The 25,606-nt window shown below is 56.6% G+C and carries 24 protein-coding genes; 11 read left to right on the forward strand and 13 right to left on the reverse strand.

The annotated features are described in order from the left end of the window. Entirely contained in the window at positions 1-975 is a 975-nt protein-coding gene (locus K2F33_RS05575; protein WP_263881209.1) for an AAA family ATPase, read from the reverse strand. A gap of 416 nt (positions 976-1,391) precedes the next feature. Here K2F33_RS05575 and K2F33_RS05580 point away from each other — a divergent pair, with 416 nt between their 5' ends. Further along, a complete protein-coding gene (locus K2F33_RS05580; RefSeq protein WP_263881210.1) occupies positions 1,392-2,021 on the forward strand; it encodes a hypothetical protein in 630 nt (209 codons plus the stop codon). Between the two features lie 72 nt (positions 2,022-2,093). Next, positions 2,094-2,459: a DUF423 domain-containing protein gene (locus K2F33_RS05585; RefSeq protein WP_076172146.1), complete on the forward strand. Its 366-nt coding sequence runs from the start codon at positions 2,094-2,096 to the stop codon at positions 2,457-2,459. Positions 2,460-2,555: 96 nt separating this feature from the next. Here K2F33_RS05585 and rlmN read toward each other — a convergent pair whose 3' ends face one another. Continuing rightward, positions 2,556-3,653 carry a dual-specificity RNA methyltransferase RlmN gene (gene rlmN / locus K2F33_RS05590; RefSeq protein ID WP_263881211.1) on the reverse strand — a complete coding sequence of 366 codons (1,098 nt, stop codon included), beginning with the start codon at positions 3,651-3,653 and terminating at the stop codon, positions 2,556-2,558. 273 nt (positions 3,654-3,926) lie between these two features. On the opposite strand from rlmN, the gene K2F33_RS05595 reads away from it, so the two are divergent. Then, positions 3,927-4,991, forward strand: a complete 1,065-nt coding sequence (locus K2F33_RS05595; RefSeq protein ID WP_076172150.1) for a bifunctional transcriptional activator/DNA repair enzyme AdaA — start codon at positions 3,927-3,929, stop codon at positions 4,989-4,991. A gap of 113 nt (positions 4,992-5,104) precedes the next feature. Here K2F33_RS05595 and K2F33_RS05600 read toward each other — a convergent pair whose 3' ends face one another. The 3 genes from K2F33_RS05600 to K2F33_RS05610 form a co-directional block, all read right to left on the reverse strand. Beyond that, complete coding sequence (locus tag K2F33_RS05600) at positions 5,105-6,226, reverse strand: DNA alkylation repair protein (protein ID WP_263881212.1); 1,122 nt, start codon at positions 6,224-6,226, stop codon at positions 5,105-5,107. A 159-nt stretch (positions 6,227-6,385) separates the two neighbouring features. Next, complete coding sequence (locus tag K2F33_RS05605; RefSeq protein ID WP_089549582.1) at positions 6,386-6,844, reverse strand: SRPBCC family protein; 459 nt, start codon at positions 6,842-6,844, stop codon at positions 6,386-6,388. A gap of 79 nt (positions 6,845-6,923) precedes the next feature. After that, positions 6,924-7,529, reverse strand: coding sequence for a TetR/AcrR family transcriptional regulator (locus tag K2F33_RS05610; protein WP_263881213.1), 606 nt, complete (start codon positions 7,527-7,529; stop codon positions 6,924-6,926). Between the two features lie 265 nt (positions 7,530-7,794). Here K2F33_RS05610 and K2F33_RS05615 point away from each other — a divergent pair, with 265 nt between their 5' ends. Together K2F33_RS05615 and K2F33_RS05620 are read left to right on the forward strand one after the other, a co-directional pair. Next, positions 7,795-8,724, forward strand: coding sequence for an NAD(P)-dependent oxidoreductase (locus K2F33_RS05615; RefSeq protein ID WP_263881214.1), 930 nt, complete (start codon positions 7,795-7,797; stop codon positions 8,722-8,724). Between the two features lie 59 nt (positions 8,725-8,783). Then, complete coding sequence (locus K2F33_RS05620) at positions 8,784-9,701, forward strand: NAD(P)-dependent oxidoreductase (RefSeq protein ID WP_263881215.1); 918 nt, start codon at positions 8,784-8,786, stop codon at positions 9,699-9,701. An 84-nt stretch (positions 9,702-9,785) separates the two neighbouring features. On the opposite strand, the gene K2F33_RS05625 is transcribed toward K2F33_RS05620, so the two are convergent. Then, the gene (locus K2F33_RS05625; protein ID WP_263881216.1) at positions 9,786-10,217 is read right to left on the reverse strand and encodes a MerR family transcriptional regulator; all 432 of its coding nucleotides are present in this window, start codon (positions 10,215-10,217) and stop codon (positions 9,786-9,788) included. A 313-nt stretch (positions 10,218-10,530) separates the two neighbouring features. Here K2F33_RS05625 and K2F33_RS05630 point away from each other — a divergent pair, with 313 nt between their 5' ends. The 4 genes from K2F33_RS05630 to K2F33_RS05645 all read left to right on the forward strand — a co-directional run bounded on the left by K2F33_RS05630 (position 10,531) and on the right by K2F33_RS05645 (position 14,153). Beyond that, positions 10,531-11,232, forward strand: a complete 702-nt coding sequence (locus K2F33_RS05630; protein WP_263881217.1) for a hypothetical protein — start codon at positions 10,531-10,533, stop codon at positions 11,230-11,232. Between the two features lie 80 nt (positions 11,233-11,312). After that, positions 11,313-11,744 (forward strand): hypothetical protein, encoded by a 432-nt coding sequence (locus tag K2F33_RS05635; RefSeq protein WP_263881218.1) that lies wholly within the window; start codon positions 11,313-11,315, stop codon positions 11,742-11,744. Between the two features lie 99 nt (positions 11,745-11,843). After that, complete coding sequence (locus tag K2F33_RS05640) at positions 11,844-13,007, forward strand: winged helix DNA-binding domain-containing protein (RefSeq protein WP_263881219.1); 1,164 nt, start codon at positions 11,844-11,846, stop codon at positions 13,005-13,007. A gap of 291 nt (positions 13,008-13,298) precedes the next feature. Continuing rightward, complete coding sequence (locus K2F33_RS05645) at positions 13,299-14,153, forward strand: helix-turn-helix transcriptional regulator (protein ID WP_212985781.1); 855 nt, start codon at positions 13,299-13,301, stop codon at positions 14,151-14,153. Between the two features lie 39 nt (positions 14,154-14,192). Here the strand turns inward: K2F33_RS05645 and K2F33_RS05650 are convergent, their stop codons facing one another. Further along, a complete protein-coding gene (locus K2F33_RS05650) occupies positions 14,193-14,570 on the reverse strand; it encodes a winged helix-turn-helix transcriptional regulator (RefSeq protein ID WP_076172167.1) in 378 nt (125 codons plus the stop codon). 262 nt (positions 14,571-14,832) lie between these two features. Here K2F33_RS05650 and K2F33_RS05655 point away from each other — a divergent pair, with 262 nt between their 5' ends. After that, positions 14,833-15,372, forward strand: a complete 540-nt coding sequence (locus K2F33_RS05655) for an NAD(P)H-dependent oxidoreductase (protein ID WP_212970389.1) — start codon at positions 14,833-14,835, stop codon at positions 15,370-15,372. A 116-nt stretch (positions 15,373-15,488) separates the two neighbouring features. Here the strand turns inward: K2F33_RS05655 and K2F33_RS05660 are convergent, their stop codons facing one another. Then, positions 15,489-16,136: a FusB/FusC family EF-G-binding protein gene (locus K2F33_RS05660; RefSeq protein ID WP_116233319.1), complete on the reverse strand. Its 648-nt coding sequence runs from the start codon at positions 16,134-16,136 to the stop codon at positions 15,489-15,491. Between the two features lie 701 nt (positions 16,137-16,837). On the opposite strand from K2F33_RS05660, the gene K2F33_RS05665 reads away from it, so the two are divergent. Next, complete coding sequence (locus K2F33_RS05665) at positions 16,838-18,373, forward strand: ABC-F family ATP-binding cassette domain-containing protein (protein WP_212985667.1); 1,536 nt, start codon at positions 16,838-16,840, stop codon at positions 18,371-18,373. A gap of 131 nt (positions 18,374-18,504) precedes the next feature. Here the strand turns inward: K2F33_RS05665 and K2F33_RS05670 are convergent, their stop codons facing one another. The 5 genes from K2F33_RS05670 to K2F33_RS05690 form a co-directional block, all read right to left on the reverse strand. Further along, positions 18,505-20,331, reverse strand: a complete 1,827-nt coding sequence (locus K2F33_RS05670; RefSeq protein WP_076172174.1) for an APC family permease — start codon at positions 20,329-20,331, stop codon at positions 18,505-18,507. A 195-nt stretch (positions 20,332-20,526) separates the two neighbouring features. Further along, positions 20,527-21,945, reverse strand: coding sequence for a hypothetical protein (locus tag K2F33_RS05675; protein WP_212985668.1), 1,419 nt, complete (start codon positions 21,943-21,945; stop codon positions 20,527-20,529). 76 nt (positions 21,946-22,021) lie between these two features. Beyond that, complete coding sequence (locus tag K2F33_RS05680) at positions 22,022-22,996, reverse strand: aldo/keto reductase (RefSeq protein WP_076172179.1); 975 nt, start codon at positions 22,994-22,996, stop codon at positions 22,022-22,024. A 99-nt stretch (positions 22,997-23,095) separates the two neighbouring features. Then, the gene (locus tag K2F33_RS05685) at positions 23,096-23,965 is read right to left on the reverse strand and encodes a DMT family transporter (protein ID WP_263881220.1); all 870 of its coding nucleotides are present in this window, start codon (positions 23,963-23,965) and stop codon (positions 23,096-23,098) included. A 216-nt stretch (positions 23,966-24,181) separates the two neighbouring features. Further along, positions 24,182-25,588, reverse strand: a complete 1,407-nt coding sequence (locus K2F33_RS05690; protein ID WP_076172185.1) for a YfcC family protein — start codon at positions 25,586-25,588, stop codon at positions 24,182-24,184. Positions 25,589-25,606 lie beyond the last annotated feature (18 nt).

Here is a 25,606-nt window from a genome sequence, read left to right on the forward strand (position 1 = left end):
TTATCTCACGCCGCTTTCCAGTCCCGCTTCGCTGGGAACTGCGATCTGATCCAGCACCTCAAGCAGAATGCGCCGGGCGGCCTCATGCTGCCCGCCGTAGCGCTTCTTGAGCACCAGTCTGTGAGCGCAGACCGGCTCCAGCAGATGCTTGATGTCATCGGGAAGTACGTACTCCCGTCCATTCATCGCAGCATAAGCCTGCGCCGCGCGCAGCAGCGCCTGGGTTCCGCGGGGGCTGATGCCAAGAGCCACTTCCGCATGGGCGCGGGTCGCTTCGGCCAGGGAAACGATGTATCCCATCAAGTCCTCGCTCACGTTCACCTGCGTGCACAGCTGCTGGGCTTCCAGCACCTCGCCGGCTGTTGCCGTGCGCTCGGCCCGCTCTGCCGTTAAGCCGGCCGGTCCCTGCGTCCGCTTCAAAATCTCCTTCCCTTCCGCTGCGGATGGGTACCCCAGCTTCATGCGGATCATAAAGCGGTCCATCTGGGCTTCGGGCAGCGGAAACGTGCCCTGGTTGTCGACCGGGTTCTGGGTGGCCAGCACCATAAACGGCCGCTCCAGCGCCATCGTCTGCCCATCAATGCTGACCTGCCGCTCCTCCATACACTCCAGCAGGCTGGACTGGGTTCTGGGCGTGGCCCGGTTAATTTCATCCGCAAGCACGATCCGCGAGAACAGCGGACCCGGGCGAAACTGAAACTCGCCGTCCTTCTGGTTGTAGAAATGGATGCCCGTCAAATCCGACGGCAGCAGATCGGGGGTAAACTGAATCCGTTGAAAGCTGAGCGACAGGGACGCCGCCAAACTTTTGGCAAGCAGCGTTTTACCGGTACCCGGCACATCCTCCAGCAGCACATGTCCTGACGCCAGCAAGGCCGTTAGCAGCAGCTCCACTTCTCCCTCTTTGCCGACAATGACTCTCCCGATATTCTCTTTCAGTTTCACAGCCAACTCGCGAACTTGATTCACCTGCATTGCATTCCCATCCTCTCCTGTATGACTGCCCGCGCTTTAGGCAAAGCAATCTACGGTTTATGATTAAAGCGTTTACAAGTGTCTTTGATCCCCCCGGCAGACTGGACCTTTACGCCGGAACGGTTCAGCTACAGATCTTCCGGCAGACCGTTCTCTATGACCGGACGGTTTTGCTATATTTTATCACCGACAGAAGCATTAATCACCTACCAGGGGTAAAATCCGGCTAAATCGATTGAACTAACGTTTTGGTTGATCTTCCTGTTATAACAGCCCAATAGAGGCCTATAACATTCATTTCTTTAGTTCATTCTATATCAAACGCCCTATTTTTTGGCCCTCCAAGACAGTTGTCCCTCACAAAATCCGGCAAACATCACTAGGATGAACCATACCACAGACAAAGGATGGTTGATATGAGGAGGTATCTTAGAAGCCACGGTTGCGGTTATGCCCGCCGGCATATGGCAAGACGACTGAAGAGGCACTCTCGTTCACGGTCACAGGGCAAGCTCATCGTCAGCATCGTCCGAGGCGAAAAACGGCTGACGACCAAAGTTCCGCTCCGCAGGTTCGATAAGTTCGTGTTTGTCATTAACGATCAATTTACCAACGCCCCGAATACGACGCAGATCGCCAGCGGTGCAGGCCACAGCAGCGCGTCGGGAAGCAACGCGGCCATCGGTTCCCCGAATACGGACCAGCAGGTCAGCGTCGGGGCCGGAGGCACTGCCGATAACATCAGCATCCTCCGCGAGCCCGCTCACGCCTGCCGCGGTAAGCGGAAACGCTCGCACCGCCGGAAGAAGGAAGCCATCTTCGTTCTGAATCACCAGCGGGTTCAAATGCCGGAGGGAAGCGAGGAGGCTGCCGCCACCCAAATTGCCAGCGGCTCCGGCACACACAGCACGAGCGGCACCAACTCCACCATCGACAGCCCCTGCACCAGACAGCAGGACTCGGTCGGCGGCGGACCCGGCGCTAGCGGCATGAACAAGTTTGTGAAGAAGAAAAAACGGAATCATTATATCCGCCGGTATTATTAAGAATACAGCTCAAATCCAAGTCGTTGACGGCCGCCGCGCCAGAACGTATGATGACGCTTAGAGGTGATTGATGTGAACACGCTGCTCATTCTGGGCGGAATCATGATGTTTTTGGCCGTGGCCATCGGCGCATTCGGGGCGCACGCCCTGAAGGAAAGACTCGACGATAACCGGCAGAAAACCTATCAGACGGGAGTCCAATATCATTTGGCTCACGGACTTGGCCTGCTGTTGATGGGCCTCTATGCCCCATCCGCCGCACAAGCGGGCACCATCCAGCTCGCAGGATGGCTGCTGTTTGCGGGAATTCTGTTATTCTCGGGAAGCCTGTACGCGCTGAGCGTGACCGGCATTCGCAAGCTGGGGGCAATTACGCCGATCGGCGGAGTGGCCTTTTTGGCGGGATGGGTCGTATTCATCGTGGCTGTGGCTGGCTAACCGGTTGAGGATAGGGCTGTTTCGTATAAAATGCCCTAGGCATGACAAAAAGCCTGCAGATTTGCAGGCTTTTTCGTGTTATTCATGTTTCCGGCCTCAACCGTTTACCGCGCTGGCCTGGCCCGCACCTCTGCCGTTTTCCTTACGGATTTGCTTGCTGCGCAGCTGTCCACAGGCCGCGTCAATATCGGTTCCGTGCTCCAGCCGGACACTGACGCTGACCCGGCTCTTCTTGAGCGTGTCATAGAAAGCCAGGATCGACTCCTGCGCGCTTCTCTGATATTGGCTGTGCTCATCGACCGGATTGTACGGGATCAGGTTGACGTTGACCAGCTGTCTGCGGTCACCGATCAGCTCCGCCAATTCAGACGCGTGTTCCCTGCCGTCATTGACGTCCTTGAGCAAAATATACTCGAGCGTCACTCTGCGCTTCGTTTTGGCCAGATAGTAATCCATGGCCCTCAAGACCTCCTCAATCGGATAAGCCTTGTTAATCTTCATAATCCGGGTTCTCAGCTCATTGTTCGGCGCATGCAGCGAAATCGCCAGGTTCACCTTCAAATCGCGGTCGGCAAATTCCATGATCTTTGGAGCCAGGCCGCTGGTCGATACGGTAATATGGCGCCCGGCAATCGCCAGCCCTTTGCGGTCCTTAACCACATTGATGAAGTCGACCATGTTCTCGAAATTATCAAACGGCTCCCCGATGCCCATCACGACAATATGGCTGACGAGGTCGCCCGGCTTGTTCTGGTCCAGGAACAGCTGCACCTTCATGAGCTGCTCCACAACTTCCCCGGCGGACAGGTCCCGGCTTTTCTTCAGCAGTCCGCTCGCGCAGAAGCTGCAGCCGATGTTGCAGCCGACCTGGGTCGTCACGCAGACGGAAAGGCCGAACTTATGGCGCATCAGCACCGTCTCGATCAGGTTGCCGTCCTGCAATCGGAACAGAAACTTGACCGTCCCGTCGGCCGACTCCTGTTTCACATGCTCTTCGAGCGTCTGGATAACGTAATGCTCCGCAAGCAGCTTCACGCAGTCCGGATTGGCATCCGTCATATCGGCAAAATCGGTGACCCGTTGTACATATAGATAGTCCCACACCTGAGAGGCGCGGAATGGTTTATGTCCATATTCAAGCAGCCATGCAGACAGCTGATCGAACGTTAATCCATAGATGGATGGTTTGTTCATCGTTTTTCCTCTTTTCAAAAGCTTTAAATGCATACTCTCTCTACTTTACCAGATCCAAAAGGCAATCTGTCTATTATTGTCCCAAATTTTTTTTGTTAAAACAAGGGATGCAGCGGGAATTTAGCCACGGATGGGGGCTGCTGGCTCCGCCATTACGGCGTCCTGTTGAAAAAGAACGATGATTTAAAAATCAGTGCCCGATTTTCGGCGGCGGAGATCTGCAGGGCTGGTCTATAATAAGAATAAAGGATGATGAAAAAAAGGAGGCCGGTCATGATTACGGCTGAACATAAAATGGAGTATTATCAGGCGCTGCTCGATAAAAAGTCGGAGTACGAGGGGATTTTCTATGTCGGTGTCAAAACGACGGGAGTGTTCTGCCGCCCGACGTGCCCGGCCAGAAAGCCCAAATATGAAAACTGTGAGTTTTACGAGACCGCGCAGGAGGCGCTGCTCGCTTCTTTCCGGCCCTGTCAGCGCTGCCGCCCGCTGTCCCATCCGAATCACGTTTCGCCGGTCGTCCAGAAGCTGGTCGAAGCCGTCGAGACCTATCCGGAAAAACGGTGGAAGGAACAGGACTTTGATGAGCTCGACATCGATGCCTCAACGGCGCGGAGGCAGTTCAAAAAACGGTTTGGCATGACCTTTGTGGAGTATGCCCGCGCCCGCCGCATGGGGCTGGCATTCAAGCAGATCCGGTCCGGCCAGGCGGTGATCGACGCCCAGCTGTCGAGCGGGTATGAATCCGGAAGCGGATTCCGGGACGCCTTCTCCCGCATCATGGGGGCGGCTCCGGCGAAATCCGCAGACAGCCGCATCCTGCGCGCGGCATGGATCGATACGCGCCTCGGCCCGATGGTCGCGATCGCCGACGAGGAGGCGCTGTATCTGCTGGAGTTTGTGGACCGGCGGGGCCTCGAGCGCGAAGTGGAGCGGCTGCGCCAGCGGACGAAATCGGCGATCATCCCGGGCGTCACCGCTCCCATACGCTCCATCGAGCAGGAGCTGACGGCTTATTTTGACGGGAGTCTGTCCGTATTCACCACACCGCTGCATCTGATCGGCTCTCCGTTCCAGAAGTCGGTCTGGGCGCAGCTGGTGCAAATTCCGCCGGGCGAGACCCGTTCCTACTCCGGGCTGGCCGGGGCTCTCGGCAAACCGAAGGCTTTCCGGGCCGTGGCTCAGGCCAACGGCGCCAACCAGCTGGCCCTTGTCATCCCCTGTCACCGCGTCATCAATGCGAGCGGCGACTTGGGCGGTTACGGCGGTGGACTGACGCGTAAAAGCTGGCTGCTTCAGCACGAGAAGCAGTTTCTTTCAAACCAGCGGCAGCATTGATCCGGAGCGTTCCCTGCTTATATAAAGGCAAGCCGATCACGAAAAACAGGAGTCCCCTTGAGGTCCAACGACCGCTCGGGTACTCCTGTTTGTTTTGTCTTCGCATGCTTCGCCTATGCCTGCTGCTCCCCGCCGCTGCCCGTAAGCATAAGGCTGGCGGAAGCCGTCTCCTGGCCGTTGACCAGCAGCACGATCCGGTGCTCGCCCGGATAATGGCGGCGCGTCGTCAGATCGGCCCAGGAATGGGTTCGCGTCCCCGACAGGCGGGAGCCTCCGGGTACGGTCTTATCCGACAGCAAAAACGCTTTGCGTGATATTTTGCCGCGGGCTTTGACAAAGTCGATCCCGTATTCCACCCGGATATGGGCCGGCTGCCCGTCCCGCACGCGGATCTCGTAGTGAAGCTCTGTGCTGCCCCCGACCGCGACCTCGGACGGCTCTACCGTCAGCGAAGCGGCGGACGCCAGCGGTTCCTCCGCAGATGACTCCGCATAGCCGAACAGAGCCATCGCTTCCGCATGGGACTTCTTGATCAAGGTCCGGCAGCCGTGGCGGATAATCCAATCGGTATGCGGATGAGTACCTTTCCAGCGCCGCGCCGTCTCCAGCACCACGTCAGAATGGTCCTTCGCGATGTCGTTCAGGTTGTTGGCGACGCTCTTGCGGACATAGAGCGACGGGTCCTGCTTCAGCAGCTCCAGCACGGGCAACACCGGCGCCGGATCCTTCTTGAACATCGGCAGGGCCTGTCCCCACGGCAGCCGCGGCCGGCTGCCTTCGCTGGCCAGACGCCGGACATGTTCGTCCGGATGCTGCGCCCAAGCCGTCATCTGGCGCATCATCCGTTCCGGGTCCCGCAGCAGAAAGGGCCTGACGGCAAACTCCGCCGACGATTTGGACGTGAAGCGCTCGAGGGCCTTCATTGAAAGGTCCCAGTGCTCCGGCGCCTGCCCGAACACTTCCACGAAATCGGGAAAGAACAGGTACGGAAACCCCGCACAGTGTTCGTCGATCGCGAAGAGCACCTCCAGCGCCTCTTCATATCGGGCGGGCAAGTGATCGCCCAGCTTTTCGCTGATCCGCCGCATACGGGCTTTCAGCTCAAGTTCCTGCCATGTGTCGTCCATGACATCTTTGACAAACTTATCTGTATCAAACGCGGCGTGGGCCGTATGAACTTTCGCCCCGAACCCCCGCAAAAATTCCTCATTGTATACTGCCTTCAGCTCAGCCATCAGCAGACCTCCTCCTGAAGTTATTATAGTAAGCCGCAGCGGAGGAGGAAATCAACACTCCAAGTCGTCTTACCGGCCAAACGGATTCTTCGATTCAATCAAGCGATTCAAGTGGCGGAGTTTTACTCAATGATCAATTCGTTGAGGCCATGCTTTCGATCAGTCTGCAGCCAGCTGCTGCCGGATGTGGTCCGCTGCCTCCTCCCAATATGCCTTCATCTGCTCACGCTGCTGCATATCCGTCAGCTTTTCCTGATGGAAGCTGATCGTCGTTCCCGTCTTGGCCTCCAGCAAGCGGATCTGGACCGTGGAAGGATGGGGCCAGCCGGGCCGCTGCCAGGTCAAGCGGATTTGCTCCCCGGGTTTGACGACCCGAATCTCGCCGTGGTTTCCTTCCTTGGACGTATACGTCGTTCCCGGCTTGAATTCAAGGGCCGGAAGTTTTCCAAGCCATACCATCATACCCTCCGGGGAAGTCAGCAGCGACCACGTCGCCTCCCGTGATACCGGAAACGTTCTCCGGACGCCGACCTGAAACCCGGCAGCGGCGGTCAATCCCACGGGCTTCGCTGCATCATCCGCAGTGGGTACCGCCAGCTTGCTTGTTGATTTGCTCATTGTCACCGCTCCTCGCAATGTAAAAATAGTTGCCTGGCCTGTCCCAGCCGATCGAGCATCCATTCGCCCGCTCCCCTCTCTACCGCTCTTTAATCCGTTCGTTTATCGGAGTGAGGGCATCGACGAACAATGCGATGCTCGTCTGCAGAAACTGCTCCTGGGACACGGCTGTAATCAAATCCGCGTTATGCAGACGGGAAATGAAGGCACCGTAATTCATCCACATAAACGCCATAGCCTGCGCCTCGGAATCTATGGCCTTCACCTTCCCCTGCCTTTGCATTTCCTGGAAATACGCCGTCAGCAGCTGCTGCAGCTGCCGCGGATGATCCTGGGCCCGGTCGCGCAGATCGGACAGCTCCGCACTGCGCAGCATGACCAGCACCAGCTTCCGGTTCCGATCCATGATGTCATGGTAGGCACGGGTTATCCGCAGCAGATCTTCACGCAAGCTCCATGTCAGCCGGGTGGAAAACAGTTCCTCCATCTCGCCCGCATAATGAAAACGGTCGATCGCCTGTTCCAGCAGCTGCAGCTTGGTGCCGAATTGACGGAACAGCGTCATCTCGCTCACTCCCGCCGCTGCGGCAATTTCCTTCGTGGTTACTCCCTGATATCCCTTCTCGGCCATCAGGTCAATCGCGGTCAGCATCAGTCTGTCCCGGTTGGTCGTTGATTCCGTCATTGTGTCAGCATCCTTTGGAGTCGTCATCCGGATGATGTTAGTAGTCACTAACATTCCGTTGATTCATTGTAAAACCTCCACGCGCCCGTTGTCAATAACTGGGATATAACAAAAAGATGACTTTTCCCATTAAAAACAATCCTATCGCCAATTCGTCCGTGCCTTGAGCCAAAGCTTCGCATTTATAAAATCGTGAAAAATACGCATTGACTTTGACACTGTGTCAACCTTTTAAGATGGGTAGGAAAGGAGATGAGAACATCCTATGAGGGAAAATAAACAAGGGAATCCGCTAGGGCAGGAATGGAAACAAACTGAGGGGCATCTTAAACCGGTGAGCGTCATCGGACTAGGCATGATGGGGTCGGCGCTGGCCCAAGCCTTTCTGAAGGAGGGCCGCCGGACCACCGTCTGGAACCGCACGCCCGGTAGAGCCGAAACACTCGCGGCGGAAGGCGCGGTGTCTGCTCGCACGGTCGCTGAAGCCATTGCGGCCAGTCCACTGATTCTAATCTGCGTGCTGGATTATGCAGCCGTGCAGGAAATCCTCGAGCAGGCGGGTGATGTGCTTGCCGGACGGACGGTGGTGAACCTCACCAACGGATCGCCGGCACAAGCCCGGCAGACGGCCGCATGGACAGCCGAGCACGGCGCTGAATATTTGGACGGCGGCATCATGGCTGTGCCACAAATGATCGGAACCTCCGGAGCGTTTGTCCTGTACAGCGGTTCGTCTAGTGCTTTCGAAGCCTGGCAGCCTGCTTTGGAAAAACTGGGGGGCACGAAGTACCTCGGCGGCGATCCCGGACTTGCCCCTCTCTACGACTTGGCGCTGCTGAGCGTTATGTACGGGATGTACGGCGGCCTTTTCCATGCTATAGCCATGATCCGCTCGGTAGGAGTTCAAGCCGAATCGTTCACGCCGCTTGTGGTTCCCTGGCTTTCGGCCATGTCGGCCTCCATGCCTCGGATTGCACAAGCGGTGGATGCCAACGATCATCGAACAGATGTATCCAGCCTCTATATCAACCAGACGGGGTTCGTCAATTTCATCGCCGCCTCCAGAGAGCTGGGGATCAGCACGGAGCTTATCACGCCGATGCAGGCCCTGATCGACAGGGGAGTAGCGGAAGGTCACGGTACCGACGGCCTCACCAGGATCATCGAGATGATACAGCATCCCCTATCTGACTGACCGCCTGCCGCATCACCTCAACCGGAATAGAATGGGGATATAAAAAAGGAGGAATTCCATTGACAGCCAATAATCCTGTTCAGCACAGCCATCCCAGCGAAGAATCCCGGGCACCGGTGACGATTCTCGGTCTTGGCCCCATGGGTCGTGCGCTGGCCGGGGCCTTCCTGAAAGCCGGGCATCCAACCACGGTCTGGAACCGGTCTGCCGGCAAAGCCGATGCGCTCGTCGCGCAGGGTGCAAGTCTTGCCGGGACGGCCGCTGAAGCCGCTCTGGCCAGTCCGCTGGTCATCGTGTGCGTCCTTGATTATGACGCCGTCCATGCTATCATCCGCCCACTGGGCGACGCACTGAAAGGGCGTACCTTGGTGAATCTGACCGCAGACACACCGTTTCGCGCACGCCAAACCGCCGAATGGGCGGCAGAACACGAAATTCACTACCTTGACGGGGCAATCATGACACCGACGACAACGATCGGCCAGGGCTCGGCTGTGGTTTTGTACAGCGGGTCGGAGTCCGTCTACCAAGCCCATCGCCATACCTTGGCAAGCATCGGAGGCACTTCCTCATACCTCGGGGAAGATCCCGGCCGGGCCGCAGCCTACGATGTGTCGCTCCTGGATATTTACTGGACGTCCATCAGCGGATATACTCATGCCCTGACCTTGGCGAAATCGGAAAACATCAGTGCGAAGGAACTTCTTCCTTTTGCTCAAGGAATCAGCAGCATTCTTCCGAATATTATGGCCGGACTGGCTGAGCAAGTCGACAATAGGCAATATCCCGGACACGGCTCCAACCTGCTTTCGGCAGCCGCAGGCATGAAGCACATTATTGAAACTGCACTTTCCCATGAGATCGATACCAGCGTACTAACGGCCGCTAACGACATCGCCCTGCGCGCGATCGACGACGGGCATGGTGCGGACGGATTTTCTTTTCTTACCGAAATACTGCAAAAGAGGCAAAAGTAAAATGTCAGCCCTCGGCAAGCGTCCGAGCCTGGCCGAATAGCCCGGTCCACCTGGTGGACCGGGCTTCTCTCGATGATTTTCCGCTTATCTTATCGATGCTTCTCCAAGTGAGCTGATCTCTTCGGCAGCGCCGCCCTCCTTGTTGACAAAGACCCGCTGCTCTCTCATTTGTTCGATGCGTTGGTCCAGCCGCCGCTGAACGGCCATGAGCGATTGAATTTGCCCGGAAATTTCTTCGCGTTTGCCCTCGTAGGCTTCGAGCATTTCATCACAAAATCCGTCGCTGCCAGTATAAGCATTGATATCGTCATGACACTTCAAAATTTCAAGAATTTCCTTCGTCGACATCCCAAGCTCCAAATAAATCTGGATCGTTTGGACCCGCTTGATGTCAACCTCGTCGAACTCCCGGTATTCATTGTCCAAACGCTTTGCCGTAAGCAGCTTTTGCTTCTCGTAATACCTGATCGATCGTGCGCTGACGCCGGTTGCTTTGGATAGCTGACCTATTTTCACAGTGGCAGGCTCCTTTCTGTATCGTGTCTTTCCCATTATTTTCCCATTATACCGCATCGTTCTTTGCGTAAACAGCGGCTCAGCCCTGCGCAACAATATATGCACATCCTTTTGTTTAGCACGTTATCTCAGCTCGGTATTAAACCGACTACGCAGAGGCAAAAAAGTTGAACTCCACTGCTTTTGCATCGCTCCCCAATAACATGTTAATGTGGAGGCATCTGCCCCAAAAATCCCAATAACTGGATTTCAATAAACTGTAGAATCGCATATCAGACACTTCATTCTGACAACTCTCCATGAAAAAGAGGTGATGATGATCGCTGCATTCGTGAATAAGGAAGCAATAGCCTTGTCGCATATTCTTTGGATCGGCGGCCCTCCGGATTGTGGTAAAACGACGGTTGCAGGCCTGCTTGGCTCAACATACCAGTTACAGGTATACCACTTCGACCGATATGAAATGGATCATATCCGTCGCGCGGATCCTGAGCGGCATCCCGCATTGTTCGCGTTAGGAACCAAACTCGCGGATTTGGATGAGAAGGCGTTTCTGGAATGGTTATGGCTGTCATGCACGCCAGCGGAAATGGCTGCCAGTGGAAAATCGGTTTGGTTGGAACGGCTTCCCATGGTTATTGAAGATTTGCGTGCCATATCCGCGGATCGTCCCATCATCGCAGAGGGACCCGGCTTTTTTCCGGAAGCGCTCCTCCCTTTATTACCAGATCCCCAACGAGCCATATGGATGGTGCCGAGCGAACCCTTCCAAAGGGATTCCCATCATCGGCGTCTCAAGGGGCAGCGGCGTGCCGAAGTTCTGGATGACCCCGAGCTTGCCCAGCAGAACCACATCGAACGTGACCTGCTGTGGGCCGAGCAGTACAGACAGTCTGCAAAGGAACGGGGACTACCCCTCATTGAAGTGGACGGCTCCAAAGGACCGGAAGAGGTCGCTGCCGAAGTCGAAGCTTATTTTAAAAAACTTCTCTCGCCTCCAAATGAGCAGCTGTGAATGGTTCCGCTTGATACACGGGGTCGTCCAGTAAAGGGCCCGATCCCTGTGTATATTTACCTTTTCAGGGAGGGTTCCGCATGATTCGGTTTTGTTATGTATTGTGGACAGGCCTGTCTCTGGCCTTGTGCGCTTTCGGCCTGCTTGCCTTCTGGCCATGGTACGGTCCGGAGCACGAGTTTCCCTTGTTTCAGGATATCGTCACGGTCATGTTGTTCCTGAACGCTGTTTCGATTTTGTGCTACTCGCTGCTTTTGCAAGCCGTTTCCAGGTTAGTCGCAGCTTATTGGAAGCCGCGGCCTGGAGTACTGCCACTTGTATGGTATGTTCTGGTGTCCTGCCTATTGCTGTTCTATTTGAATCATAGAAGCATATCGGCCCGGCCGCCGCTGATTCTGCTTCTCTCGGTACCCGGCCTGCTGCACTATTGGATTTCCACCATGCTCCGTATTTTGGCTTCCATCCCGAAAACCCACATCGATCCCCGGGACGAGGATCACAAATTCCTTTGACCGTACTCTCCAAACCCTGACATATTGTTGTCAGCGTTGATGGCTATACTGAGGATATAAGAACGTATAGACCATGAACCTTAAGGAGGCGCTGCCGTCGTGACCGAGCCGATGCCCAAGCCAACCGATACATCCCTTTTTACGAAAAATGTTCCCCAGGTGCTCAGCCGCCGGGCCTTGAACCGGGCCCTGCTCGAACGGCAGCTCCTGCTGCGCCGGGCAGAGATGCCGGTGCTTGACGCACTGCGGCATCTGGCCGGCATGCAGGCCCAAGCTCCGATTCCGCCGTATTACGGCCTGTGGACCCGGCTGGATGGCTTCCGGCACGAGGAGCTGTCCCGGCTGATCGAGACGCGTCAGGCCGTGCGCATCGTGATGATGCGGTCGACGATCCACCTCGTGACAGCCGAGGACGCCCTGGCGCTGCGCCCGGTCCTTCAGCCCGCGTTGGACCGCGGCCTGAAGGGAGGCTACGGCAAGGAGCTGGCCGGCCTGGATACCGGCGCGGTCGCCGCAGCCGGGCGGGCCCTCGTGGAGGAGGCGCCGCTGGCCTATGGCGAGCTCGGCGCCCGCCTGCAGGAGCGCTGGCCGGACCGCAGCCCGGCCGCGCTCGCCAACACGGTGCGCACGCTCGTGCCGCTCGTGCAGGTGCCCCCAAGGGGCCTGTGGGGCGCCAGCGGCCAGGCCCTGCACACCACCGCGGAAGCGTGGCTGGGCAGCCCGCCCGCAGAAGCTTCCAGCTCCGGACTCGAGGAGCTGGTCCTGCGTTACCTGGCCGCCTTCGGGCCGGCCTCGGTCAAGGACATCCAGGTCTGGTCCGGGCTGACCCGGCTGAGCGACGTCATCCGCCGGCTCGGGCCAAGTCTGCGGACCTTCCTGGATGAAAAGGGCGTCCTGCTGTACGACCTGGCGGACGCCCCCCTGCCGGCGGAGGATACACCCGCACCTCCGCGCCTCCTCGGCGAATTCGACAACATGCTTCTCTCCTTCGCCGACCGCTCCCGGATTATGGATGAACGCTACCGCCGCCGTATCTTTACGGTGAATGGCATCATCCGGGCAGCGGTGCTCGTCGACGGCTTCGTTTGCGGCATGTGGAGCCTGGAGCGGAACAAGCAATCTGCCGAGCTTGTGATCAAGCTGTTCGAGCCTATATCGGACGCCGATCAGGAGGCATTGGCCGACGAGGGCCGCCGCCTGCTGGATTTCGCCGCAGCGGATTGCCCGAACCGGGAAGTCCGCTTCAACCTTTCAGAGCTCTAACACCGAAGACTAGCGAGTGGTTGCTATGGTGTGTCTTTTTAAAACAAAGGGGAGCGCGACGGCCCTTAATGACCGAATTGATTCACCACGTGGACACCGCCCCGCAACTATCCCGTTCGCATCCGAGTATTCCCACGTCTCCCCTATTCCAGCCCGAATGGCCTGCCCATCCCGGGCTTTTTCGCATGTTAGCAAGAACGGTCAAAACGCACCCTCTCCCATCTGCTATGCTGATATCAAAGGAGGGGCACGCAGGTGTATTCAAATCGGATTCAACACAGCATCCGGTTCATGGAGGAACAGCTTCACGAGCCGCTGACACTTGAGCAGATCGCGGCGGAGGCCGGATTCTCGCCGTTCCATTTTCACCGTCTGTTTCGCAGGGAGACCGGGCTGAGCATCGCGGAATATTTGCGAAGCCGCCGACTGTGTCTCGCCTCGCGGATGCTCCTGTACTCGGAGGAGCCGATCATCGGCATTTCACTGCAGTGCCATTTTGAGAGCCAGGAGGCGTTTACCCGCGCCTTTAAAAAAATGTACGGCATGCCGCCAGGGCGATACCGGAAGATGTTCAGTCTTCATACCCAGGCCCATGCCGCTCAAGGAGGAGAAATGAACATGATTGAGGAATCGATGATAAAAGGCTGGATGCTGAGCGGCAGCCACCCGCATCAGTATGAAATCGGCCTGGACCGTCACAACGTCCATCAAGGGAACGCCTCGGGTTATGTGAAAGCCATCACCCCGGAAGGCCCGAATGTGTTCGCCACGATGATGCAGCAATTTAAAGCCGATCGGTACCTGAAACGCAGAATGCGCTTCTCCGGCTTCGTCCGGACAGAAGGGGTGACCGAGTTCTGCGGATTGTGGATGCGGGTCGATAATCAAGCCGAGGACGTGCTTCGGTTTGACAATATGAACAACCGCCGGATTGTGGGCGACACGCATTGGAACCATTACGCCATCGTGCTTGATGTCCCGGACAATGCCGCGACGATTTCGCTCGGCGTGCTGCTGATGGGACCGGGGCAGGTATGGGTGGACAGCTTCCGGTTTGATGAAGTCGACGAGAGCGTACCTACCACGAATTTGGAGGTCGTCTACGAGCTCCGGGACGAGCCGTCTAACCTGACATTTGAAGAGTGACATCCAATATACAGTAAGGGAGGGCCCTCAGGCCCTCCCTTACATATTTCCGTCCGCTTCGGAGGCGGTATCCTCCTTGGCGGCATTCGCCTTGAATTCCATATGCTCAAAACCCCAGCTGCACATATCGTGGAGCACGGATCTTAGCGACTCCCCATGTTCCGTCAAGGAGTATTCTACCTTGGGAGGAACCTCCTGATATACCCTCCGGTGAATCAATCCATCCTGCTCAAGCTCACGCAATTGGTTGGTCAGCATGCCCTGTGTAATATGGGGAAGTTGTCTGCGCAGCTCCCCGAACCGTTTCGTCCCCTGGTGCAGCAGTATAAACAAAATGAGCGGCTTCCACTTGCCTCCGATCGCCTGCAGCGTCGTTATGATTCCTCCCGTGTTTCCCGTCCCGTGGTCCTTACTCATCTCGCTAGCCCTCCCCTTTCCTACCGAAGCGGCAGTGCTGTCTTTGCTGCCATTGTACCAGAGTACACGGAATGGTGACAGTACTCTTTTAAATCGTACATAGTATGATTTTTCGTACTACTCGGCAATACGCTGTCCTGATCCAGAGTACGGTTTGCAAGACTTAGTCTGTTTAAAATGCGTACTTTTCAAAGCGGCGGTCTTGAACAATACTGGGGGTGCATCATTCATACCGCATACCACCCGAAAGGATGATTTTGAAATGAAAACCATGGTCATTGTATCCCACCCGGATCTGTCCAAGTCCAGAGCGAACCATGCGCTTCTCGAAGCTCTGCCGAAGCATACCGATATCCACGTCCGCGATCTGTATCAGGAATATCCGGATTGGCAGATCGATGCGGACCGTGAGAAGCAGCTGCTGCTTGCTTACGACCGGATTGTTCTCCAGTTCCCTTTTTATTGGTACAGCTCACCACCACTTCTCAAAAAATGGTTTGACGATGTACTGACTCCCGGCTGGGCTTACGGCCCCGGAGGCGAGCATTTAAAGGGCAAAGAATTCATCGTCGTCACTACCGCGGGCGGCACAGATAAGTCATTTCAGGCCGGAGGAGACAACTGGTTCACGATCAGCGAGCTGTTAAAACCGATCCACCTTACGATTGCCCACTGCCACGGCACCTTCCTCCCCCCGTTCGTGGTGTACAATGCCAACCGGGCCAGTCAGGAGCAATTGAAGGCAGAAGGCATCCGGTACGCCGAGTATATCCAGACGCCTTCGCCTGTACTGGTTCACTAAACCGTCTCCTGATAGCTCAAAGGGAAAATAAAAACGGGCAAGGCCTCTCGGCCTGCCCGCTGTATTTCTCCCGGAATCAACCCGGATTCTTCTGCATTTTACGCATGGTCAGCATGTTAGTTCAACACATCCTTCATAAACCGCTCCAGTTGAGACACATCGGTAATATTCTGGTTGCACTTGGCGCTGTCGATGCACATATAATTTCCGACCCGACCGAAATGGTCCAGTGCCGATCCTTTCGCTTTCGTCTGCGCGGTCACGAAGGCCACCTCTTCATGCTTGTTGCAGAGACAGCAGACCCCCTTCTTGTTCGTCGGGGTGAATCGGCCCTCAATGCCTGTCATTTTCCCGTCCAGGTTGTAGACGATGAACAGTTTATTCGTTGAAATGTCGGTCCAGCCAATATAGGTCAGGAAGCGGAAATCGAGCTCGGCCAGCGGTGGAAGCTTCAGCTTTTTAATTTTGGGATAAAGCTTCTTCAGCTGCTGTTCCGTTACCTGCGGAAAGGCCGTGACGTATTGCTCCAGCTCGCTCAAATAAGCCTGGAATTCTTCGGCACGGTTTAGCGTCGGAATCCGGTCGAAGAACCGCTTCTGCTCCTCCGTCGCAGCAGGGAACATCTCTATGACCCGGGTCCAAGTCGTGTGCCGGATCGCGGATATGACCTTCTGGTCGGCTGTGGTCTTGATGTTATATTCAAGGCGCCCCAGCAGGCGCTTGATCAAATTATACTCGTGGTTTTCCATAAATGGCGTTAGCATGTGTTTTCCTCCTCATTTCACCAAAAAACGGAGTACCTCAAATAAGGCACTCCGCCGGTATCGAAAAAAATACGATGCGAGAAGTTCCTTGTATTAGGTCAAAAGGGCATACGTATCCCGTGAACGAACTCACGAAATTTTTGCACTTTTGCCGGCTACAAGCAAACAACTGCCACTTATGGATTCCCCTTTCGAACTTCTGCACATACATCGACATTATAAATTCTCATGTCAGCCTTGTAAAGATATCTCCGGGTAAAGGATTCTTAACCGCCTGCGGCGGGTTGGAGAACTAAGCTTTCCCAGGGCAGGTGTCCGATTGACAACTGCAGGAAGCCTCGCTTATACTGTGTGGCGTAACGATAAACTTGAATGAGGTGGAAAGGTAATGGAAATTTTGTCTACTGTTCTTAGAAGAGAATTGGCTTGATACGGGAGAAGTCTGCCCTTTTTTAGCCATCTCGAGAACAGTCGATATGATTTCCACATCTTTTCCAGCTTTGGTATGTAAGCGGGTAGGGTGTGTTCACCTTACCCGCTTTCTGTATATTAAAGCGGGACTGTAAGATACCTAATCGCCAGGTACAGACCTCTAGGGCCGGAGTATCTTGCAGTATTTACAATCGAATCGTCACGTCATTTCGCTGTCCTCCTGATGGCTTCATTTGTTCGCAATCAATGAAACCTAAGGAGAGAGAACCATGAGCATATTAAATATCACGAATCTTACGCATATGTACGGAGATCAAATCACGTTTCGCCATATTGAGTTTCGCCTGCTGCCGGGCGAGCATGCCGGACTGGTGGGCATGAACGGCGCCGGCAAGTCGACACTGTTCCGCCTGCTGACCGGAAGCCTGCTGCCGGAGGAAGGGCGGATCGAGTGGTCGCCGCGCGCCCGGGTCGGCTTCCTGGAGCAGCACATCTCGCTGCAGGAAGGAATGACGGTCCTGCGGTATTTGGAGCGGGCCTTTCAGCACTTGTTTGACATGGAACGCGAAATGAATGAAATCGCGGCCCGATTCGGTGAGGCGGGAGACGGGCTTGACGCGATGCTCAGGCGCTACGGCGAGCTGCAGGATGGGCTGGAGCAGGCCGGCTTTTATGCCATTTCCGCCAAAATTGAGGACGTGGCCCGTGGGCTGGGTCTGGCCGAGATCGGCCTGGACACCGACGTTAGCCGCTTAAGCGGCGGCCAGAAGACGAAGCTGCTGCTTGCCAAGCTGCTGCTGGAGGAGCCCGATGTGCTGCTGCTCGACGAACCGACCAACTACCTGGACGCCGTGCATATCGAGTGGCTGACCGGCTACTTGAAAAAGTATCCGCACGCCTTTATCGTTGTGTCGCATGACGAGCATTTCCTGAACGAAATCACGAACGTGATTTTTCATCTGGCCCATCAGACCTTGAAACGCTACACGGGCAGCTATGCCGCGTTCCAGAAGCAGTATGCGCTCGGCCAGAAGCAGCAGCAGGCAGCCTATGAGCGGCAGACCCGGGAGATCGAACGGCTGGAATCCTTTATTAATATCAACCGGGTCCGCAAGGCGAAGCAGGCCAAGAGCCGCGAGAAAATGCTGAGCCGGATCGAGCGGGTCGAGAAGCCGGGTGACGGCCCGGCGCCCCGCTTTGAGTTCCGGGCGGAAGGAAACCTCAGCGGCTCGGTGCTAATCGAGGCCAGACGGCTTCAAGCGGGATACGCGGTGCCGCTGTTCCGGCCGCTTGACCTTACCGTCAAGGGCGGCGACAAAATCGCCATCATCGGGGAGAACGGCGCCGGCAAGTCCACGCTGCTGAAGACTCTGCTCGGCGGCATCAACGCACTGGGCGGCGCCGTAACCGTTCAGAACACGGTCCGGACCGCCTATTACCAGCAGGAAGACACCCCGTCTTCGGACACGCCGCTGCAGTATGTCTGGTCCTTGCGTCCGGATTTGACGGAGAAGGAGATCCGCCGCACGCTGGCCATGGCCGGCCTGAGCGCCGAGCATATCCGCAAGCCACTGCGGACGCTGAGCGGAGGAGAGCAGGCTAAGGCCCGGCTCGCCGAGCTGATGCTCACCCGGAGCAATCTGCTCGTGCTGGATGAGCCGACGAACCATCTGGACGTCCGCGCGAAGGAGTCTCTGCAGAGGGCACTGGCCGCCTACCCCGGCACCGTGCTGCTGGTGTCCCACGAACCCGCCTTCTATGAAGACTGGGTCACGGACATCTGGCGGGTGCAGGATTGGAAGTAAGACCAAGAGGCAAGGCGCTCAAGGCTCAATCACAGATGCAGTAAGGTTTCGCAACTATTGATCTTCAAGGAAGAAGCTGCCGCACCGGAAGAACCCGGTCGGCAGCTTCTTTTGTGTAACGGGTAAAGCAGCTATTTTTTCAAATGGTACGGCACCGTGGTGACGATGATATTTTTCCGGTAGAGCAAAAAGGCACGGATCAGCAGACTCGACTGGTTATGCAAAATGTTGTGCCAGCTCTTCTTAGGGATAAACTGCGGGATAAGCACCGTCACCCGGTAGTGCGACTCTGAAGCTTTGTACTCCACGGTATCTACGAATTTCGTCAGCGGCTGGATAATACTGCGGTAAGGCGACAACAGCGTCACCAGCCGAATGTCGGGCTGCCACTGCTTCCACTTCTCCTCCATCTTCCGCTCCGATTCCCGGTCATAGGCTACGTAGACAGCGATGATCTGGTCGGGTGACAACGACTTGGCGTAATTGATCGAGTTCTCCACCACATGGGTAATCCCGGCGACGGGTACGATCATCACATTGCCTTCGACGGGAAGGGCCGGCTCGCAGGTCGTAATCCGCAGCTGATCCCCGACGGCCTCGTAGTGCCTTTTGACCGCATGAAATATATAAACGATCAGCGGCAGGAAAATGAGCACAGGCCACACTTGGCCAAACTTGGTAATAAAAAATATCATCATGACCGTGAAGCTGATCAGCGCACCCACAAAGTTGATGATCAGCTTGCCCAGCCAGCCTTTCGGCTTTTCACGAATCCATTTGACCAGCATCCCCGTCTGGGCCAGCGTAAACGGAATAAATACCCCCACCGCATATAGCGGGATTAAATGCTCCGTGCGTCCCTTAAAAGCGATGATCAGAATGATTGATGCCGTGGCCAGAAACATAATGCCGTTGGAATACCCGAGACGGTCCCCGCGAACGGTAAACATTCGAGCGATGTATTTATCCTTGGCCAGGTTGACGGCGAGCAGCGGAAAGGCGGAATAGCCGGTATTAGCCGCAAGGACGAGAATAAGGGCGGTTGTCGCCTGGATAAAATAATACAGGAAGTTCCTCCCAAAGGTGGTGGAGGCGATTTGGGATACGACCGTTTCTTTTTCATTCGGTACGATCCCGTAATAGTAAGCGAGAAAGACGATGCCGGCGAACAGGATCGCCAGCAGCGTGCCCATCGCCATCAAGGTTTTGGAGGCATTGTTCGGCGCCGGGTCGCGAAAGTTCGGAATGGCATTGGAGATGGCCTCCACCCCGGTGAGTGCCGAGCTCCCTGAGGCAAAAGCCCGCAGCAGTAGAAACAGGGAGATCCCGGCCACCGGCGTGCCTATTGGCGCGTGCAGGGTTGGGGGCACCTGTCCGGTTGCGATTTTGTACAAGCCCACCCCGATTAGAATAAACAGCGCCAGCACGAACAGGTAAACCGGATACGCCAGAATGGAAGCCGATTCGGTAATCCCGCGCAGGTTCAGAATGGTAATCAGAACGACCAGCGCACAGGCGATGACCACATTATACGGGTGAAGGCCGGGAAACGCCGACGTAATAGCATCCGTCCCGGACGACACACTGACCGCCACCGTCAAAATATAATCGACCAACAGCGAGCCGCCGGCAATCAGTCCCGGATTGATCCCCAGGTTCTTCTTGGAAACGACATACGCTCCACCGCCGTGGGGATAAGCAAAGATGATCTGCCTATACGATAAAATGAGGGCCAGCAGCAAAATCAGAATGCCGATACCGATCGGGATCGTGTACCAGAAGGCTACCGCACTGACCGTTACCAGCACGAGCAAAATTTGCTCGGGACCATAGGCAACAGAGGACAGCGCATCGGAGGACAGGATGGCCAGCGCCTTGGTTTTATTCAGTTTTTGCTCACCCAATTGGCCGGACTTCAGCGGGCGGCCGATCAGAAATCTTTTGACGGCTGACAACATGAATAACACCTCGATCTCTGTCGATAGTATGGTTTCCTTAGGGTATCCCTTTCCCAGCCAAACGACTCCGGGTATATCTAGGAATCCCCTCCCCAAACATTTAAACCGCCGCAGGGCATGAAACAACAAAAAAGCCTTCCGTTTTAGGAAGGCCTTGTGTGAATGGATCGAGAGGCAGGAATTATCGAAGCCCGGCTACACCAAAAAGATCGCCACGGCCGTAGTCACCGCCAGCCCGATCAGCACGGGCTTCAAGTTCCGTCTCGCCAGCTCGAACGGGCTGACGCCGCAAATGGCCGCGGCGGGAATCAGCGCCCAGGGGATCAGCGTACCGCCGCCGACCCAGATCGCCGCCACCTGGCCGAGGGCCGTCAGCGTGGCTGCATCGGCATGCGTGGCGGCCGCGAACAGCTGGGCGATCGAGCCGGCGAGCGAAATGCCGGAGAAACCGGATCCGTCGAGTCCGGTGATGGCCCCGGTGATCGTCAGCGTGACGGCACCCACCGCTCCGTTCAGCGGCACCACATGCGCCAGTGCGGCGCCCAGATCGTTGACGATGCCGTTCGAGGATTCCGGCAGCACCTTGCCGAAGAGGTCGGTAAACGCCGCATCGCCGAGGTAGAAAAAGGCGGCGATCGGAATGACCGGACCGAATACTTTAAACCCGAAGGTGAAGCCGTCGATCAGGTAAGAGGTGACCTTCTCGAGACCTTGGTTCCGGTGCGAAAGCAGCGTTACCGCGATCAGAATCAGTACGGCCGTGCCGCCTACGAGCGCTGTGGCGTCTCCGCCCTGCAGCTTCAGCACAAACATGGCGGCTACGTCGATCAGGAACAACACCGGGATGATGACGGCCAGCCACACCCTCACGCGTGCAGTAAGCGGCGCTGCCGATTCTTCCGCTCCCCCGCCTTCGCCCGTAAGGGTACCCGCCCCTCCGGACCCGGTGACGAGACCATCCCGCCATGTGCCGTTCTTCATGTCCCTTCGCATCATCCAGTAGGCCGTCACGGTTGTCACCAGGCCCATCACGATGACGAGCGGAACGCTCGCTTCCATGACCTGCGATACGTGAAGTCCCGCCGCGTCGGCGGTCAGTTTGGGCGCGCCCTGAATAATATAGTCCCCGGAGAGCGCGATGCCGTGCCCGAACAGGTTCATCGCGATGGCCGCGCCCAGGGCGGGCAGACCAACGCGGGCCGCGACCGGAAGCAGCACCGCCCCGATCAGCGCGACCGCCGGCGACGGCCAGAAAAACAAGGACGTGACCAGCATGATGAGTCCGATTCCCCAGAAGGCGACCGCCGGCGTCCGGATGAACCGCGTCAGCGGTGCAACCATCGTCTCGTTAATGCCGGTGCGGATCAACACCCGGCTCATCGCCACGATGATCGAAATGATCATGATGGTGCCCATCAGCTCTTTGGTCGCATAAATAAAAGAATTAAAGATGCCCGACACTGAGCCGCTCAGCGTCTCGGTCGCCAGCCATCCGAGCACGAAGATGCCTGCCACGCAGATCATCGTCGTGTCCCGCCGCTTGATCAGCAGCGCCATAATGAACACGATAAACGCCAAGTACACATAGTGTAAGGCCGTTAAATGAATGACCATACCGGTCACACCCTTCCCCTGCTGCAATTGTGCTATATGCTATGCGGGGGCCTGGGCATGTGTTCATGTCTATGGCTCAGGACAAACGGTAGGTGGCGAACGGCTCACCGTTTCGGAACGGCTCGCTGATGCGGTCCAGTTCTTGGATCGTCTCCGCGCTCAGGGTCATATCTACGCTGCGCAGGTTGTCTTCCAGCTGACTTGTGCGTGTCGCCCCAACAATGACGGTCGAAACCGCCGGACGTCCCATCAGCCAGGCCAGTGACAAGCTGCTTGGAGCTAATTCCAGACCGGCAGCCAGCCGTCCAACCTCCTGGCCAAGCTGGATGTTGCGGTCAATGACAAACCGGCTGAAGTTCGGATCGGTATCGGCCCGGGATTGCTCCGGTGCCCGGTTCTCCAGCGAATATTTTCCGGTGAGGATGCCTCCGGCCAGCGGAAAATAAGGGATGATGCCGACGCCTTGATCCAGGCACATCGGGACCAGATCCCGCTCCGGCGTCCGGTCTGCAAGCGAGTAGCTGACTTGTGTGGACACGAACCGGTTCAGCCCTTTGGCTTCGCTAATGCCGATCGCCTTCATCAGCTCCCAGGCGGCATAATTGGACGCGCCGATGTAGCGGACTTTGCCGGATCGGACCATATCGTCCAGCGTCCGAAGCGTTTCTTCCAGCGGGGTATGCGGGTCAAACGTATGAATCTGGTACAGGTCGACGTAATCCGTGCGCAGCCGTCTCAGGCTGTTCTCCAGCTCCTGCATCAGATGGTACCGGGAAGAACCGCGGCCGTTAGGGCCCTGCCCCATGACCAGCCCGGCCTTGGTGGCAAGCACCGCCTCCTGCCGTCTGCCTTCCAGCGCCAGGCCGATGATGCGCTCCGACTCGGTTCCGGCATAAATATTGGCGGTGTCGATAAAGTTCACCCCGCGATCCAGCGCGTGGTGGATGATCCGGATGGAGGTATCCTGATCCGCCCGCTTTCCGAAGGCGTTCGTGCCTAGTCCCAGGACGGATACTTCCAGTCCGGTATGGCCGAGGTAACGGTATTTCATCAGTTCATTTCCCCTTTACGATAAAGTGAGTGTTCAGCGGCACGTCTTGAGTCTTGAGATATTGTGCAGCCCAGGTTCATATTCCTTGCTCCTCGGCCCTTATCTTTCCGCCGATGCTTCCGCCTTCGGCTTCCCGCCCCCGTTCACGAGCCAGATCCCCAGCAGCACAAGCACAATGCCAACCGCCACGACGGAGTTCAGGCTTTCCTTCAGGAACAGGCATCCGCAGACGACCCCGACGACCGGCACCAGCAGCAGCGAGATCGAGGCTTTGCTGGCCTCCACCTTGGACAAAATGTACGACCACATCACAAAAGCCAGCGCCGATCCGACGACGCCCGAAAACACGACGTACACGGCCGGCATGACGCCCCAGTGGCTCTTCCCGTGCTCGAAGATTACCGAGTACAGCAGCAGTCCCGCTGCGCCGGCCACCATCTGCCACGTCGTAAACTGGAGCATGTCGCTGCCTGCAAGCTTTCGCTTGATGAGAAGGTTGGACAACGCCCAGGACAGACCTGAGGACACTGCGAGCAGCAGCGCTCCTGTGCTGCCTCCCCAGTGGGCATCCATGGCGATGAAGAGTCCGATGATGCCGATAATAATGCCGGCGAGTTTGCGCAAACGCAGCTTTTCTCCCGGAAGCCAAAAATGGGCCATCAGCGTCAGCCAGAGTGGCATGCTGTACGTGAGGACCGACGTCAGACCGGCGCTTAGATCCTCCAGCGATATCTGGATCGCCAGGTTAAAATACATCGTCTGCAAAATGCCGCATACGATATACCACTTCAAATCCTTCCAGCGGGGCAGCGGCACCTTGCGGAAATAACAAACCGCCAGAAGTACGAGCGCCCCAAGCGCAAAGCGGTAGCCGGCAAAAAGCACGGGCGGAAACACGCCGTTGGCCAGCTTCATAAAAACCCAATTGAAGCCCCATATTAAACAGAGAAGACCGATCAAACCATTCATGTTCACACCCCGGATGTCTGAGATTGAAACCCCCGGCCGCAGGGTGCCGTCCGGTGAACCCTGCCTGCGGCAGTTTCAGCTATCTTTCATGTTAGTCCAATTCCGGACCCATGGGAAGAAAGAAAAATCGCACCTCCATGCGGTTGGCACGGCGGTACGATTGGATTCCTTGCGGATTTTGCCCTGGCACAGACACGGCGATCCGCTTCTGTAAGGCTAGTATTTGATGATGTTAGCGATCACGATCAGAATCGCCCCAATAGCGATCCACATGCACATCAGGGGCCAGAAAAATTTCACCCACTTTTGATATGCGATGCCGGATACGGCCAGGCTTCCCATCAGCGCCGAGGACGTTGGCAGAATCATGTTCGTGATTCCGTCCCCAAGCTGGAAGGCGAGCACCGTCGTTTGGCGGGTAACGCCCAGAATATCCGACAGCGGCACCATGATCGGCATCGTCGTCACTGCCATCCCGGTTCCGGACGTAATAAAGACGTTCATTACGTTCTGGAACACGTACATGCCGAGCACTTGAACGGATCCCGGCAGCTCGCCGACCACAACGGCCAACCCGTTTACGATCGAATCGATGACGTCGCCTTGGTCCAGCACGACCATAATTCCCCGGGCAAAACCGATGATCAGTGCGCCATACGTAATCGACTTGGCGCCTTTAACGAATTCCGAGGCGATCCGGCTCGGACCGTAACCGGCGCAGAAGCCGGACACGATGCCCATGGTGAGAAACAGCGCGGCGAGCTCCTCCATCCACCAGTCCTTTTTCGATACGCCCCAAATCAGGGAGGCAAACCCGATCACAACGGTGGCGATGGTCAAATAATGCTTAAGCTGCATGGGAGGCAGCTTGGAGAAGTCGAGCTCCTGCTTGTCCGCATCCTTCTCCAAATCCTGGACAAGGCTGCGCTCCGGATTTTTCCTCACTTTACCGGCGTACCGGACAATATACAGACTGGTAACCGTAATCAGGCACACGAGCAGGATGATCCGCAGCCAAGCACCCGAAAACATCGGCACCTGGGCGATGGCCTGCGCCAAACCCACATTGAACGGGTTCAGAATCCCTGCGGTGAACCCGCATGAGGCGCCGAGGGAGATCATCGCGGTGCCCGTCAGGGCGTCAAACCCGAGCGCCCGGGCAATGGCGATGCCGATCGGCACGAAAACCATGACCTCGGTCGACATCCCCATCGTGAAGCCGGCGACCGAGAAGAGCGTAATAAAGATCGGGATGACCCAGCGGCCCTTGTTCGAAAACCTTTTGGCGACCCGGCCGGTAATGGCTTCGATCGTCCCCGTGGAGGAAATAATTTCGAAGGTGCCACCGATAATCAGGATAAAGAAAACGACATCCGCCGAGTCGATCAGCCCGTGCACAATCGCCTTCGGTATGCTGACGATGCTAACCGGACTGGCCTCCACCTGGTGGTAGGAACCGGGAACGACCAGGGATTTGCCTGTCGCCTTGTCCTCGGCCCGGTCGAACTCCCCGGCCGGAATGACGTAGGTGAGCGCCGTGGCCACCAGCACAAGGAAAATCAAAATGACATACGTATGAGGCATTTTCAACCATTTGCGGGATGCAGTATTAGTGGTGTTCATCGGTCTATCCCTCGTTTC

This window comes from Paenibacillus sp. PSB04 (assembly GCF_025809195.1).
Taxonomy (GTDB): Bacteria; Bacillota; Bacilli; order Paenibacillales; family Paenibacillaceae; genus Paenibacillus_AQ; species Paenibacillus_AQ favisporus.